Source organism: Streptomyces drozdowiczii (assembly GCF_026167665.1).
GTDB classification, from domain to species: Bacteria; Actinomycetota; Actinomycetes; order Streptomycetales; family Streptomycetaceae; genus Streptomyces; species Streptomyces drozdowiczii_A.
On record NZ_CP098740.1, the window covers coordinates 4,126,528 to 4,138,762 of the forward strand.

General features: G+C 72.5%; 9 protein-coding genes and 1 pseudogene. 8 read left to right on the plus strand and 2 right to left on the minus strand.

Annotated features, from left to right (window positions below; all coding sequences use genetic code 11):
- The first annotated feature begins 57 nt into the window (after positions 1-57).
- The 3 genes from NEH16_RS18855 to NEH16_RS18865 are packed head-to-tail and all read left to right on the plus strand — an operon-like array spanning position 58 to position 2,741.
- Positions 58-924 carry a TatD family hydrolase gene (locus NEH16_RS18855; RefSeq protein ID WP_265543871.1) on the plus strand — a complete coding sequence of 289 codons (867 nt, stop codon included), beginning with the start codon at positions 58-60 and terminating at the stop codon, positions 922-924.
- A 39-nt stretch (positions 925-963) separates the two neighbouring features.
- Positions 964-1,851 carry a 16S rRNA (adenine(1518)-N(6)/adenine(1519)-N(6))-dimethyltransferase RsmA gene (gene rsmA, locus NEH16_RS18860; RefSeq protein ID WP_265543873.1) on the plus strand — a complete coding sequence of 296 codons (888 nt, stop codon included), beginning with the start codon at positions 964-966 and terminating at the stop codon, positions 1,849-1,851.
- Positions 1,848-2,741: a 4-(cytidine 5'-diphospho)-2-C-methyl-D-erythritol kinase gene (locus tag NEH16_RS18865; RefSeq protein WP_265543875.1), complete on the plus strand. Its 894-nt coding sequence runs from the start codon at positions 1,848-1,850 to the stop codon at positions 2,739-2,741. The genes rsmA and NEH16_RS18865 overlap by 4 nt, the downstream gene beginning before the upstream one ends.
- Before the next feature lie 5 nt (positions 2,742-2,746).
- Here the strand turns inward: NEH16_RS18865 and NEH16_RS18870 are convergent, their stop codons facing one another.
- On the minus strand, positions 2,747-3,376 hold the full coding sequence (locus tag NEH16_RS18870; protein WP_265543878.1) for a lipoprotein: 630 nt from the start codon (positions 3,374-3,376) through the stop codon (positions 2,747-2,749).
- Between the two features lie 124 nt (positions 3,377-3,500).
- Between NEH16_RS18870 and NEH16_RS18875 the strand changes: the two genes are divergently transcribed.
- From NEH16_RS18875 to NEH16_RS18895, 5 genes and pseudogenes are all read left to right on the plus strand, one after another.
- Positions 3,501-5,315, plus strand: coding sequence for an ABC-F family ATP-binding cassette domain-containing protein (locus NEH16_RS18875; RefSeq protein ID WP_265543880.1), 1,815 nt, complete (start codon positions 3,501-3,503; stop codon positions 5,313-5,315).
- A gap of 89 nt (positions 5,316-5,404) precedes the next feature.
- Positions 5,405-7,066 (plus strand): PQQ-binding-like beta-propeller repeat protein, encoded by a 1,662-nt coding sequence (locus NEH16_RS18880; protein WP_265543882.1) that lies wholly within the window; start codon positions 5,405-5,407, stop codon positions 7,064-7,066.
- Positions 7,067-7,307: 241 nt separating this feature from the next.
- Positions 7,308-9,200: a PQQ-binding-like beta-propeller repeat protein gene (locus tag NEH16_RS18885; RefSeq protein WP_073968777.1), complete on the plus strand. Its 1,893-nt coding sequence runs from the start codon at positions 7,308-7,310 to the stop codon at positions 9,198-9,200.
- 55 nt (positions 9,201-9,255) lie between these two features.
- Positions 9,256-11,093 (plus strand): annotated as a pseudogene (locus NEH16_RS18890) (PQQ-binding-like beta-propeller repeat protein).
- Between the two features lie 122 nt (positions 11,094-11,215).
- On the plus strand, positions 11,216-11,908 hold the full coding sequence (locus NEH16_RS18895; RefSeq protein WP_265543885.1) for a response regulator transcription factor: 693 nt from the start codon (positions 11,216-11,218) through the stop codon (positions 11,906-11,908).
- Between the two features lie 31 nt (positions 11,909-11,939).
- Here the strand turns inward: NEH16_RS18895 and NEH16_RS18900 are convergent, their stop codons facing one another.
- Positions 11,940-12,230: a hypothetical protein gene (locus NEH16_RS18900; protein ID WP_265543886.1), complete on the minus strand. Its 291-nt coding sequence runs from the start codon at positions 12,228-12,230 to the stop codon at positions 11,940-11,942.
- Between the last annotated feature and the right edge of the window lie 5 nt (positions 12,231-12,235).

Sequence of the window (12,235 nt, forward strand, 5' to 3'; positions counted from 1 at the left end):
CGCGTGACCGCGTGACCGCGTAGGCCAGTGCGCCGCGGTCCTCGTACGATCGTGGCCATGAGCCGCAGCGAAGCCCCGCCCCTGCCGGAACCCCTCCGGGTGCCGGTCGCCGATTCGCACACCCACCTGGACATGCAGGACGGCACCGTCGAGGAGGGCCTTGCCAGGGCCGCCGCGGTGAATGTGACGACCGTGGTCCAGGTGGGCTGCGACGTGAAGGGGTCCCACTGGGCCGCCGAGACCGCCGCCGCGCATGCCAACGTGCACGCGGCGGTGGCCCTCCACCCCAACGAGGCGCCGCGCATCGTGCACGGCGATCCGGACGGCTGGTCGCGGCAGGGGGCGCGCGAGGCGGGCGGTACGGCCGCGCTGCACGAAGCGCTCGCCGAGATCGACGCGCTGGCCGCGCTGCCGCACGTACGCGGGGTCGGCGAGACCGGCCTCGACTACTTCCGTACGGGCCCCGAGGGCATGGCCGCCCAGGAGGAGTCCTTCCGGGCCCACATCGAGATCGCCAAGCGGCACGGCAAGGCCCTCGTCATCCACGACCGCGAGGCCCACGCGGACGTCCTGCGCATCCTCGCGGACGCGGGGGCGCCCGAGCGGACCGTCTTCCACTGCTACTCCGGCGACGCGGACATGGCCCGGGTCTGCGCGGAGGCCGGCTACTTCATGTCGTTCGCCGGCAACATGACCTTCAAGAACGCCCAGCCCCTGCGCGACGCGCTGGCGGTCGCCCCGCTGGAACTGGTCCTGGTCGAAACGGACGCCCCGTTCCTGACCCCCGCCCCGTACCGGGGACGCCCCAACGCGCCGTACCTGATCCCGGTCACGCTGCGGGCGATGGCGGCGGTGAAGGGCCTGGACGAGGACGTGCTGGCGGAGGCGATCGCGGACAACACGGCCAGGGCGTTCGACTACTGAGCGGCGAGAGCGATCTGTAAAGCGCTTTACGCTTTACAGGTGAGCAGCACTGAGCCCGACGCCCTTCTGGGCCCCGCAGACATCCGCGAACTCGCCGACGCCCTCGGCGTACGCCCCACCAAGCAGCGCGGGCAGAACTTCGTCATCGACGCCAACACGGTCCGGCGGATCGTGCGCACGGCGGAGGTCCGGCCGGACGACGTGGTGGTCGAGATCGGGCCGGGGCTCGGCTCGCTGACCCTCGCGCTGCTCGAAGTCGCCGACCGGGTCGTCGCCGTCGAGATCGACGACGTGCTCGCGGCGGCCCTGCCCGCCACCGTCGCCGCCCGGATGCCCGCCCGCGCCGACCGCTTCGCGCTGGTGCACTCGGACGCCATGCTCGTACGCGAACTGCCGGGACCGCCGCCCACGGCGCTGGTCGCCAACCTGCCGTACAACGTCGCCGTCCCGGTGCTGCTCACCGTGCTCGACCGCTTCCCCAGCATCGAGCGCACGCTCGTCATGGTGCAGGCGGAGGTCGCGGACCGGCTGGCCGCCCGGCCGGGCAACAAGGTCTACGGCGTGCCGTCGGTGAAGGCCAACTGGTACACGGACGTCAAGCGCGCCGGGTCCATCGGCCGCAAGGTCTTCTGGCCCGCCCCGAACGTGGACTCCGGGCTCGTCTCGCTGGTCCGCCGCGCGGAACCCGTGGCGACGACCGCGAGCAAGGAAGAGGTCTTCGCGGTTGTGGACGCGGCCTTCGCGCAGCGCCGCAAGACGCTGCGCGCGGCACTCGCGGGCTGGGCCGGCTCCGCACCGGCCGCCGAGGCCGCCCTGGTCGCGGCGGGCATCTCGCCGCAGGCGCGCGGGGAGTCCCTGACGATCGAGGAGTTCGCGGCGGTCGCCGAGAACAAGCCCGCCACCGACGAGAACGGGAGTGACCGGTGAGCGTCACCGTACGGGTCCCCGCCAAGGTCAACGTCCAGCTCTCGGTGGGCGCCGCGCGCCCCGACGGCTTCCACGACCTGGCCAACGTCTTCCTCGCCGTCGGCCTGTACGACGAGGTCACCGTCGCCCCCGCCGACCGCCTGCGCATCACCTGCTCCGGGCCGGACGCGGCCCAGGTCCCGCTGGACGCGTCGAACCTCGCGGCCCGGGCGGCCTCCGCGCTGGCCGCGCGCCACGGCATCGCGCCCGACGTGCACATCCACATCGACAAGGACATCCCGGTCGCCGGCGGCATGGCGGGCGGCAGCGCGGACGGGGCCGGCGCCCTGCTGGCCTGCGACGCGCTGTGGGGGACCGGCACCCCGCGCGAGGACCTGCTCGCCCTCTGCGCCGAGCTGGGCAGCGATGTGCCGTTCAGCCTGGTCGGCGGCGCCGCGCTCGGGACCGGCCGGGGCGAGCGGCTGACCCCGGTCGAGGTCGGCGGCACCTTCCACTGGGTGTTCGCGGTGGCCGACGGCGGGCTCTCCACCCCGGCGGTGTACCGCGAGTTCGACCGCCTGACCGAGGGCACCCGCGTCCCGGAACCCGTGGCCTCGGACGCCCTCCTCGACGCGCTGCGCTCGGGCGACCCGAAGGCCCTGGCCGCCACCCTGAGCAACGACCTCCAGGCCCCCGCGCTCTCCCTGCGCCCGTCCCTCGCCGCGACCCTGGCGGCGGGCACGGAGGCGGGCGCGCTGGCGGCCCTGGTCTCGGGCTCGGGCCCGACGACCGCGTTCCTCACGGAGGACGAGGCGACGGCCCGCAAGGTGGCCGCCGCCCTCACCGCGTCCGGCACCTGCCGCACGGCGCGCACGGCGGCCTCCCCGGCCCCGGGGGCCACGGTCCTCTAGGGCCTTCAGCCCACCCGTACCGACGCCTTCGCCAGCTCGTACGCCGGCAGCATGCCCTCATGCTGGTCCGCGTCCAGGCCGCCCAGGTGGACCACGACCGGGCCGTCGGGGGTGGCGAGCGCGAAGGCGTGGGCGGGGCGGTTCTCGTCCATGAGGTCGCTGTGGGCCGTGTAGACCACCTCGGTCAGGCGCTGCCCGCCGCTCGCGACCTCCTTGTACGCGGCCCCGGAGGCGTTCACGTCCGCCCCGACGAAGCCCTTCAGCGCCTCGCGCGGGGTCACGGTCGTGGTCGCCGCCCGCCACACCCGCAGGAAGCCGACGTGCCCGGCCGGCTTCGCGTCGATCTCGCAGGCCAGGGTGACCGGGCCCTGCTCGGCCAGCTCGGCGAAGTCCGAGTCCGGGTCGATCTCGACGGCCTTCGGCTTCCAGTCCGCCGCCAGGTCGAAGGTCACCGGCAGCTCGCAGCCGGAGCCCGCGCCGCCGACCGTGCCGCCCTTGGCCGCGGTCCTCACCGCGGGCGCCGCGGACTTCTCCGGCTTCGCGTCCCCGCCGGAATCCGCCTCCGACGAGCAGCCGGTCAGCGCGGACGCGGCCAGCAGGACGGGCACCAGCCCGCGAACCGTACGACGTGTCATGGCAGTCCCCACCCCTTGATCGATGCGCGCAAGGTACACCGGGCCCGTACGGGCGCTCGTACGGAGGTCCGTGCGGCGGCGACTACGCTGGAAGGCCGGAGTCTTCCTCGCAGCTGGAGCGTTCGTGGCCGTCAACCTCATCAATGTCGAGCAGGTCAGCAAGGTGTACGGCACCCGTGCCCTGCTCGACGGTGTCTCCCTCGGCGTCTCGGAGGGGGACAGGATCGGCGTCGTCGGCCGCAACGGCGACGGCAAGACGACCCTGATCCGGATGCTCGCCCGGCTGGAGGAGGCGGACACCGGCCGCGTCACGCACAGCGGCGGGCTGCGCCTCGGCGTGCTCACCCAGCACGACTCGCTGGACCCCCAGGCGACCATCCGCCACGAGGTGATCGGCGACCTCGCCGACCACGAGTGGGCGGGCAGCGCCAAGGTCCGCGACGTGCTCACCGGCCTCTTCGGCGGGCTCGACCTGCCGGGCTTCCAGAACGGCCTGGACACCGTCATCGCCCCGCTCTCCGGCGGCGAGCGGCGCCGCATCGCGCTCGCCAAGCTGCTCATCGCCGAGCAGGACCTGATCGTCCTGGACGAGCCGACCAACCACCTCGACGTCGAGGGCATCGCCTGGCTCGCCGGCCATCTGCGCGCCCGCCGGTCCGCCCTGGTCTGCGTCACCCACGACCGCTGGTTCCTGGACCAGGTCTGCACCCGCATGTGGGACGTGCAGCGCGGCACGGTCCACGAGTACGAGGGCGGCTACAGCGACTACGTGTTCGCCCGCGCCGAACGGGAGCGGATCGCCGCGACCGAGGAGGCCAAGCGGCAGAACCTGATGCGCAAGGAGCTGGCCTGGCTGCGGCGCGGCGCCCCCGCCCGTACCGCGAAGCCCCGCTACCGCATCGAGGCCGCCAACGAGCTGATCGCGGACGTGCCGCCGCCGCGCGACACCAGCGAGCTGATGAAGTTCGCCAACGCCCGGCTCGGCAAGACCGTGTTCGACCTGGAGGACGTCACCGTCCAGGCGGGCCCCAAGACCCTGCTCCAGCACCTCACCTGGCAGCTCGGCCCCGGCGACCGCATCGGCCTGGTCGGGGTCAACGGCGCCGGCAAGACCTCGCTGCTGCGGGCGCTCGCCGAGGCCGCCCGCAGCGAGGGCGAGGTCCAGCCGGCCGCCGGGCGGATCGTCGTCGGCAAGACCGTCCGGCTCGCCTACCTCTCCCAGGAGGTCCACGAGCTGGACCCGAACCTCCGCGTGCTGGAGGCCGTCCAGCAGGTGCGGGACCGGGTGGACCTCGGCAAGGGCCGCGAGATGACCGCCGGACAGCTCTGCGAGCAGTTCGGCTTCGCCAAGGAGAAGCAGTGGACGCCCGTCGGCGACCTCTCCGGCGGCGAGCGGCGCCGGCTCCAGATCCTGCGGCTGCTGATGGACGAGCCCAACGTCCTCTTCCTGGACGAGCCGACCAACGACCTCGACATCGAGACCCTGACCCAGCTGGAGGACCTGCTCGACGGCTGGCCCGGCTCCATGATCGTGATCTCCCACGACCGGTTCTTCATCGAGCGCACCACGGACCGGGTCATGGCCCTCCTCGGCGACCAGGCGCTGCGGATGCTGCCGCGCGGCATCGACGAGTACCTGGAGCGCAGGCAGCGCCAGGCCGAGACGGCGGTGCCCGCCGCCCCGGCCGCCGAGCGGTCCGCCGCCCCGGCGGCGCCCGCGGTCTCCGCGCAGGCGGCCCGCGCGGCCAAGAAGGAGCTCCAGAAGGTCGAACGGCAGCTGGAGAAGATGTCGTCGCGCGAGACGACCCTGCACGCGCAGATCGCCGAGAACGCCACGGACTTCGAGAAGGTGGCGAAGCTCGACGCGGAGCTGCGGGAACTGGTCGCGGAGCGGGACGTGTTGGAGATGCGCTGGCTGGAACTGGCCGAGGACGCCTGAGCGTCGTTACGCATGGGGCGGGTGGTACAAAGAAACCTGCCCGGTGCGGGCCACGACCGTGCCGCTTTCACCACAGGGGGACGGGTCCGATGAGCCAGCCGCCCGGACAGCAGCCGCCGCAGGGCGAGTTCGGAGCACCGTACGATCCGGCGACCGGCAGCCCGTACGGACAGCAACAGCAACAGCCCGGCTACGGCTATCCGCCGCAGGGCTACGGACCGCCCCGGCCGGGCCCGTACACGCAGCCGGGGCTGCACCAGATGCCCACCCAGCAGCAGTACCCGGCGCCCACGCCGCCCCCCGGCGGGCGGTTCCGGGGCCGGACCGCGAAGATCGTCGGGGCCGTGGTCGCCGTCGCGCTCCTCGCGGGCGGCGGGATCTGGTTCGCCACCGGCGGCGGGGACGACGACAAGCCGCTCGCCGGGCCGACCCACTCCGCGAAGCCCACGGTGGCGCCGTCGCCGACCAAGAGCGGGGCCACCGGGGAGCCGGTGGTCAGCCCGGAGGAGGAGGCCCGGACCATCAACGCCGGCGCCGAGCCCGGCGAGGCGAAGGTCGCCTGGATCCAGAAGGGCGGCATCGACCTGCCGCGCAACGGCGAGGACCAGTTCGGCCCCTGGTTCGCCGGGGACGTCGTCGTCCGGGCGCTGTTCAACACGGTCTCCGGCTACTCGGTCTCCGACGGCACCCGGCGCTGGAACCTCCGGCTGCCGTCCAAGATGTGCGCGGCGCCCTCGCAGCCCACCACCGACGGCAGGATCGTCCTCGGGATCAGGCACGACACCGCTGAGGACGCCGAGTGCGACACCCTCCAGATGGTCGACCTGAGGACCGGCAAGGCCGGCTGGCACAAGTCGTACGTCCGCAAGGGCGTCTGGGACGGCCTCTCCGACCTCGCGATGGCCATCAACGGCGACACCGTCACCGTCGGGCGCACCGGTCGCACCGAGGGCTTCCGGGTCAGCGACGGCAAGCAGCTCTTCGGTGAACGGCCCGGGAAGTGCCAGCCGTTCGGCCTCGCCAGCGGACCGGTCGCCATCGCCGCGGTCAGCTGCCACACCGCCGACGACCAGTACAAGGACCATCAGCTCCAGCGGATCGACCCCGCCACCGGCAAGGCGCTGTGGACGTACAAGCTGAAGAAGGACTGGGAGGTCGGGCAGATCTACTCGGTCAGCCCGCTCGTCGTCTCGCTGAAGCACCCGGAGAAGTGGGCCGTCCTCGTCCTCAACGCCGACGGCAGCTACCGCTCCCAGCTCTCCGGCGGACCGGGGGACTACCAGGTCGAGTGCGAGCGGGACCTGATGTCCCTCGGCCGGAATTTGGACAACTGCGTGGGCGTGGCCGCCGACGCGAACACCTTCTACATGAGCACCGACCACGGCGAGCTCGGAGCCACCCAGGCCAACAAGATCGTGGCGTTCGACCTGTCCACCGGGAAGTTCCGCTGGTCGGCCGACGCACCGGGCGGCCAGGCCGCCACCCCGCTGCGCACCGAGGGCGGCAAGCTGCTGATGTACGTCCACGCGGCCAAGGGCAAGGGCGGCGGGATCGCCACCCTCCCCTCCACCGGCGGCACCCCGCGGTTCGTGCAGCGCCATCCGGCGTCCGGCGCCGACCTGGAGCGCGGCATCTTCGAACCGCGCGTCGCGTACACCGGCGGACGCGCCGTGCTGACGCCCTCGCGGCTCAGCGGCATCGAGGGCGACGACGAGGTGGAGGCGCGCTCCGTGGTGGTCTACGGCGGCTGACGGTCCGAAGCATCACAGCGGCATCACGGCCCGGTCCTCCCTTGGGAACAGGGGCGGACCGAACCGGGAGGCGCCCTCGGGCGGGTGGTAGAAAGAAGTCCCGCTCGACTGACGTGACACTGCGGGATCCATGCCCGATTCGCTCCATTCCGTTGTGTTCCAGGGGGCCTTGCCCCCGGTGCCGGCGGGATCGCGGGGGAGTCCGGAACGGGCACCGGACCGCACGAAGGGGGACGTGCTGATGACCCAGCCGCCCGGACAGCAACCGCCGCAGGGAGGCTTCGGCGCTCCGCAGGAGCCGCCGCACGGGGTACCGCAGCCGCCCCAGGCCCCGCCGCAGACTCCGCCGCCGCCCCCCGCACCGCCCCAGGCCCCCGCCGCGCCGCCCACCCCGCCGCCCACGCAGCCGGGCTACGGCTACCCGCAGCAGCCCGGCCCGTACGACAAGCCGCAGCAGCCGGGCCCGTACGGCCAGCCCCAGCAGCCCGGCCCCTACGGCCAGCCGCAGCCCGGCCCGTACAACCAGCAGCCCGGTCCCTACGGGCAGCAGCCGGGGCCGTACGGCCAGCAGCCGGGCCCCTACGGCCAGCAGCCGCAGCCCGGTTACGGCTTCCCGCCGCAGCAGCACCCCGGCGGGCCCGTGCCGCCCGGGCCGAACGGACCCGGCGGCGGCAACCCGTTCAAGCGCAAGCCGGCCCTGATCATCGGGGCGGCGGTCGTCGCGCTCCTGGTCATCGGCGGCGGCGTGTACTTCGCGACGAGCGGCGGCGACGGGGACGACGACAAGCCGGTCGCCAAGAAGAGCGAACAGGTGAAGAAGCCGACCGGCTCGCCCACCGTCGACCAGGGCGACGGCAACGGCACCGGCCGGGAGGAGAGCGACGACCTCAACAGCGGCCGCAAGGACGGCGAGGCCAAGGTCCTCTGGCTGCAGAAGAACGATGTCGACCTCCCGCGCAACGGCGCGGACGTCTACGGCCCCTGGATCGTCGGCGACACCATCGTCAAGGGCATGTACCGCACGGTCTCCGGCTACTCGGTCGCCGACGGCAAGCAGGCGTGGACCCTGAAGCTGCCGGCCGACATCTGCTCCGCGCCCGAGCAGACCACCACCGACGGCAAGATCGTCATCGCTATCAAGAACGGCACCACCGACAAGGCCGACTGCTCCGCGCTCCAGCAGATCGACCTCAACACGGGCAAGGCCGGATGGAAGAAGGAGGTCAAGAAGAGCGGCCTCTTCGACATGATGTCCGACCTCTCGATGGCCATCAGCGGCGACACCGTCACGGCCGGCCGCACCGGTGCGTCCAACGCCTTCCGGGTCAGCGACGGCAAGGAGGTCTTCGGCAAGCGGAGCGGCAACTGCCAGCCGTTCGCCTTCGCCGGCGGCGCCAAGCTCATCGCCGCGGTCAACTGCCGCACGGACGACGTCGAGAACCCGCAGCAGGAGATCGAGGAGCTCGACCCGAACACCGGCAAGGCGAAGTGGACCTACAAGCCCGCGCGCGGCTGGGAGGTCGACAAGGTCTACTCGGTGAGCCCGCTCATCGTCTCCCTCACCAAGGGCGACAGCAGCGAGGACAAGAAGTGGAGTGTCCTCGCGCTCCGCGAGAACGGAACGCTGCGCTCCCAGCTGTCCAGCGACAAGGGCGACAAGTTCTCCCCGGACTGCGGCGGCGGCTTCACCATCTTCGGCCAGCAGCTCCAGGGCTGCACCGGCGTCGCGGCCGACGCCAACACCTTCTACATGTCCACCACGGACGACAACGGCGGCTCCGCCCGCACCAACAAGGTCGTCGCGTTCAACCTGAACACCGGCAAGACGAAGTGGAAGGCGAACGCGCCCGCCGAGGCGACCATGAAGCCGCTCGGCATGGAGGGCGGCAACGTCCTGCTCTACGTCGAGGGCGGCTACGGCAAGGGCGGCGGCATCGCCACCCTCTCCCCGGCCGGCGGCAGCCCGAAGATGATTCTCAAGCACCCGGACTCCACCTCGGAGATCGAGCGCTCCTTCTACAACCCGAAGATCCAGTACGTGGACGGGCGTTCGTTCATCGCGAGCGGGCGGGTCAGCGCGAGCAACGACAAGGAAGAGCTGGAGACGAAGACCCTGATGGCCTTCGGCAACTGAGGCTCCCCCCACCCGGACGAACCCGACCGCCCCCTTCCCCGAGGTACGCAACGCCATGACCCAGCCGCCCCAGCAGCCGCCCAACGACCCGCCCCAGGGCGGCTTCGGCGCGCCGCAGGACCCGCCGCCCGGCGGGTTCGGCGCCCCGCAGGACCCGCCCTCCGGCGGTTTCGGCGCGCCGACCCCGCCGCCGCCCCCCGGCCCGCCCCAGCAGCAGCCCGGCTACGGCTTCCCGCAGGGCCAGCCGCCCCAGCCGCCCACCCAGCCGGGCTACGGCTTCCCGCAGCAGGGCCAGCCGCCCCAGCCGCCCACCCAGCCCGGCTACGGCTTCCCGCAGCAGGGCCAGCAGCAGCCGTACGGCTACCCGACCGCCCCGATGCAGCCGGCCTACCCGACGCCGCCGCAGGGCGGGGCGGGGGCGGGAAGAAGTTCTCCACCCAGGCCCAGATCATCGTCGCGGCCGTGGTCGCGGTCGCCCTGATCGTCGGCGGCGGCATCTGGTACGCCTCCAGCGGCGGGGACGGCAAGAAGGACGAGGCGGGCTCCTCCGCCGGTACCTCGGGCGAGAACAAGGGCGGCAAGGGCGACGACGGCGGGAAGGGCGGTGGCACCGGCGGCAAGGAGAAGGCCCCGGCGAACGTCGACTCGACCGTCGGCTTCCAGCTCCCGCAGCCCAAGGTCACCGACGTCACCACCGTCGACGGCTCCTGGGTCACCGACAAGGTGTATGTGAAGTCGGGCATCAACGAGGTCGTCGGCTACGACCTGGACAAGGGCACCAAGGTCTGGTCGATCCCGCTGGACGGCCAGGTGTGCGGCGCGTCGCGGCACATGACCAAGGACTTCAAGACCGCCGTCCTCTTCGAGGAGGGCAAGCGCACGAAGGCCGAGAAGTACCAGCAGTGCACCAAGGTCGGCGCCCTCGACCTGGCCACCGGCAAGCTGCTCTGGAGCAAGTCGGTCGTCGCCTCCAACGGCGGTGACGAACCCATCCGCTTCGACGAGGTCACCCTCAGCGGCACCACGGTCGCCGCCGGCGGCACCCGGGGCGGCGCCGCCTTCAAGCTGGCGGACGGCGCCGAGCTGTGGAAGCCGAAGGTCAGCGCCGACGGCTGCTACGACGCCGGATACGGCGGCGGCGAGGCCCTGGCCGTCGTCCGCAAGTGCGGTACGTACGACGACCCGCAGCTCACCATCCAGGCGCTCAACCCGACGACGGGCGCCCCGCTCTCCTCGTTCAAGATGCCGGACGGCGTCGAGTACGCGAGCATCGTCTCCACCAAGCCGCTCGTCGTCGCGGCCGACGTCGGCGAAACCGCCGGCGACGGCAGCAGCATCTCGGACTTCTTCTCGATCGACGAGACCACCGGCAAGTTGAAGATCCGCATCTCCGCCGACGCCGAGAGGTACGCGGCCAGGTGCGGTTCCACCGAGGTCGAGCAGTGCCAGCACCTCGCCGTCGGCAACAACCGCCTGTACCTGCCGACCGAGGAGCACGAGGGCAGCGGCGAGAGCTTCAGCCGGACCAACGAGATCGTCTCCTTCGACCTCACCACCGGCAAGCAGACCGGCGACCGGGCCGACGCGGGCGAGAAGTTCACGATGTTCCCGCTGCGCATGGACGGCGGCAACATCATCGCGTACCGGGAACCCCCGTACGACAAGGGCGGTGAGGTCGTCTCCATCGACGGCAGCACCTTCAAGCAGACGGTCCTGATGCGCAATCCGTCCGACGAGGCCGTCCGGGACGCGGAGACCAGCTTCTCCGCGGACTACGCGGAGTTCCGGTACGAGCAGGGGCGCTTCTTCATCTCCGAGACGATGATCAGCGCACCGCGCAAGAGCTCGCTGGACGAGAAGGAGTACCTGGTGGTGTCCTTCCGCACCAGCTGAGCGCGCATCACATGTGGGGGTGGAACCGGCCGGTTCCACCCCCACACGCGTATCCGGCCGTGTAACTTGCAGGCCCTGGAGGGCCGGGGGGCCCGTGCCGGTGCGACGGGGGGAACGGTGCGATGGGTGTCCGGCTGATGGTGGTGGACGACCACCGACTGCTCGCCGAGGCGCTGGCCTCGGCGCTGAAACTGCGCGGCCACCGGGTGCTGGCCGCCGCCGCGCCCACCACCGGGGCGGCGGACCTCGTCGTCGGACGGGCCCCGGAGGTCTGCCTGTTCGGCACCGCGTCGCCCGCCGTGCCCGGCACCTTCGACCCGGTCGTCCGCATCCGGCGCGAGCGCCCGCAGACCGCGGTCGTCGTCCTCGGCCCGGTCCCCAGCCCGCGCGGGATCGCCGCAGCCTTCGCGGCCGGGGCCGCCGGGTACGTCCGGCACGACGAGCGGATCGAGGGCGTGGAGCGCGCCATCGCCAAGGCCAGGGCCGGGGAGGCGGCCATCGCGCCCCAGCTCCTCCAGGGCGCCTTCGCCGAACTGCTCGACCCGGTGGCCCAGCCGGACGACGAGGGCCGCAGGCTGCTGCGGCTGCTCACCCCGCGCGAGGTCGAGGTGCTGGTCCGGGTCGCGGAGGGCGAGGACACCCGGCTGATCGCGGCCGGGATGCGGATCGCGCCGAGCACCGCGCGGACGCACGTCCAGCGCGTCCTGATGAAGCTCGGGGTCGGCTCCCGTCTGGAGGCCGCCGCGCTGGCCGCCCGGACCGGGCTGCTGGACCGGGCGGCGGTGACACGCCAGGGGCCGGACCCCGTCGGCTGACGGTGTCCGGCCCTTTCGGCGTAACGGGGTACTAGCTGCCCGGGGTGTCCTCCGGGGCGTGCTCCGGGGCCTGGGCCGGGCGCAGCTTCATCCAGACCAGGAAGAACAGGCCGAGCACCAGCATGGCGATGCCGGTCCAGAGGTTGATGTGGACGCCCTGGGCCTTCTTCAGGTCCTCGTCGGACGGGCTGATCCCGGCGATCGTCACGATGATCCCGTAGACCACGAAGAGGCCGCCGATGATCCGCCGGATGTCGAAGAGGCGGGCCGCCGTGGCGGACTTCTGCTCCAGGTCGGAGACTTCCTTGTGCAGGTCGGACATGGTGG

What these genes read in the sequence shown, in the direction of transcription:
- NEH16_RS18870 (WP_265543878.1), bottom strand. Translation starts at nt 3,376, where the DNA reads ATGACACGTCGTACGGTTCGCGGGCTGGTGCCCGTCCTGCTGGCCGCG.
- NEH16_RS18885 (WP_073968777.1), top strand. Translation starts at nt 7,308, where the DNA reads ATGACCCAGCCGCCCGGACAGCAACCGCCGCAGGGAGGCTTCGGCGCT.
- NEH16_RS18880 (WP_265543882.1), top strand. Translation starts at nt 5,405, where the DNA reads ATGAGCCAGCCGCCCGGACAGCAGCCGCCGCAGGGCGAGTTCGGAGCA.
- NEH16_RS18900 (WP_265543886.1), bottom strand. Translation starts at nt 12,230, where the DNA reads ATGTCCGACCTGCACAAGGAAGTCTCCGACCTGGAGCAGAAGTCCGCC.
- NEH16_RS18895 (WP_265543885.1), top strand. Translation starts at nt 11,216, where the DNA reads ATGGGTGTCCGGCTGATGGTGGTGGACGACCACCGACTGCTCGCCGAG.
- NEH16_RS18855 (WP_265543871.1), top strand. Translation starts at nt 58, where the DNA reads ATGAGCCGCAGCGAAGCCCCGCCCCTGCCGGAACCCCTCCGGGTGCCG.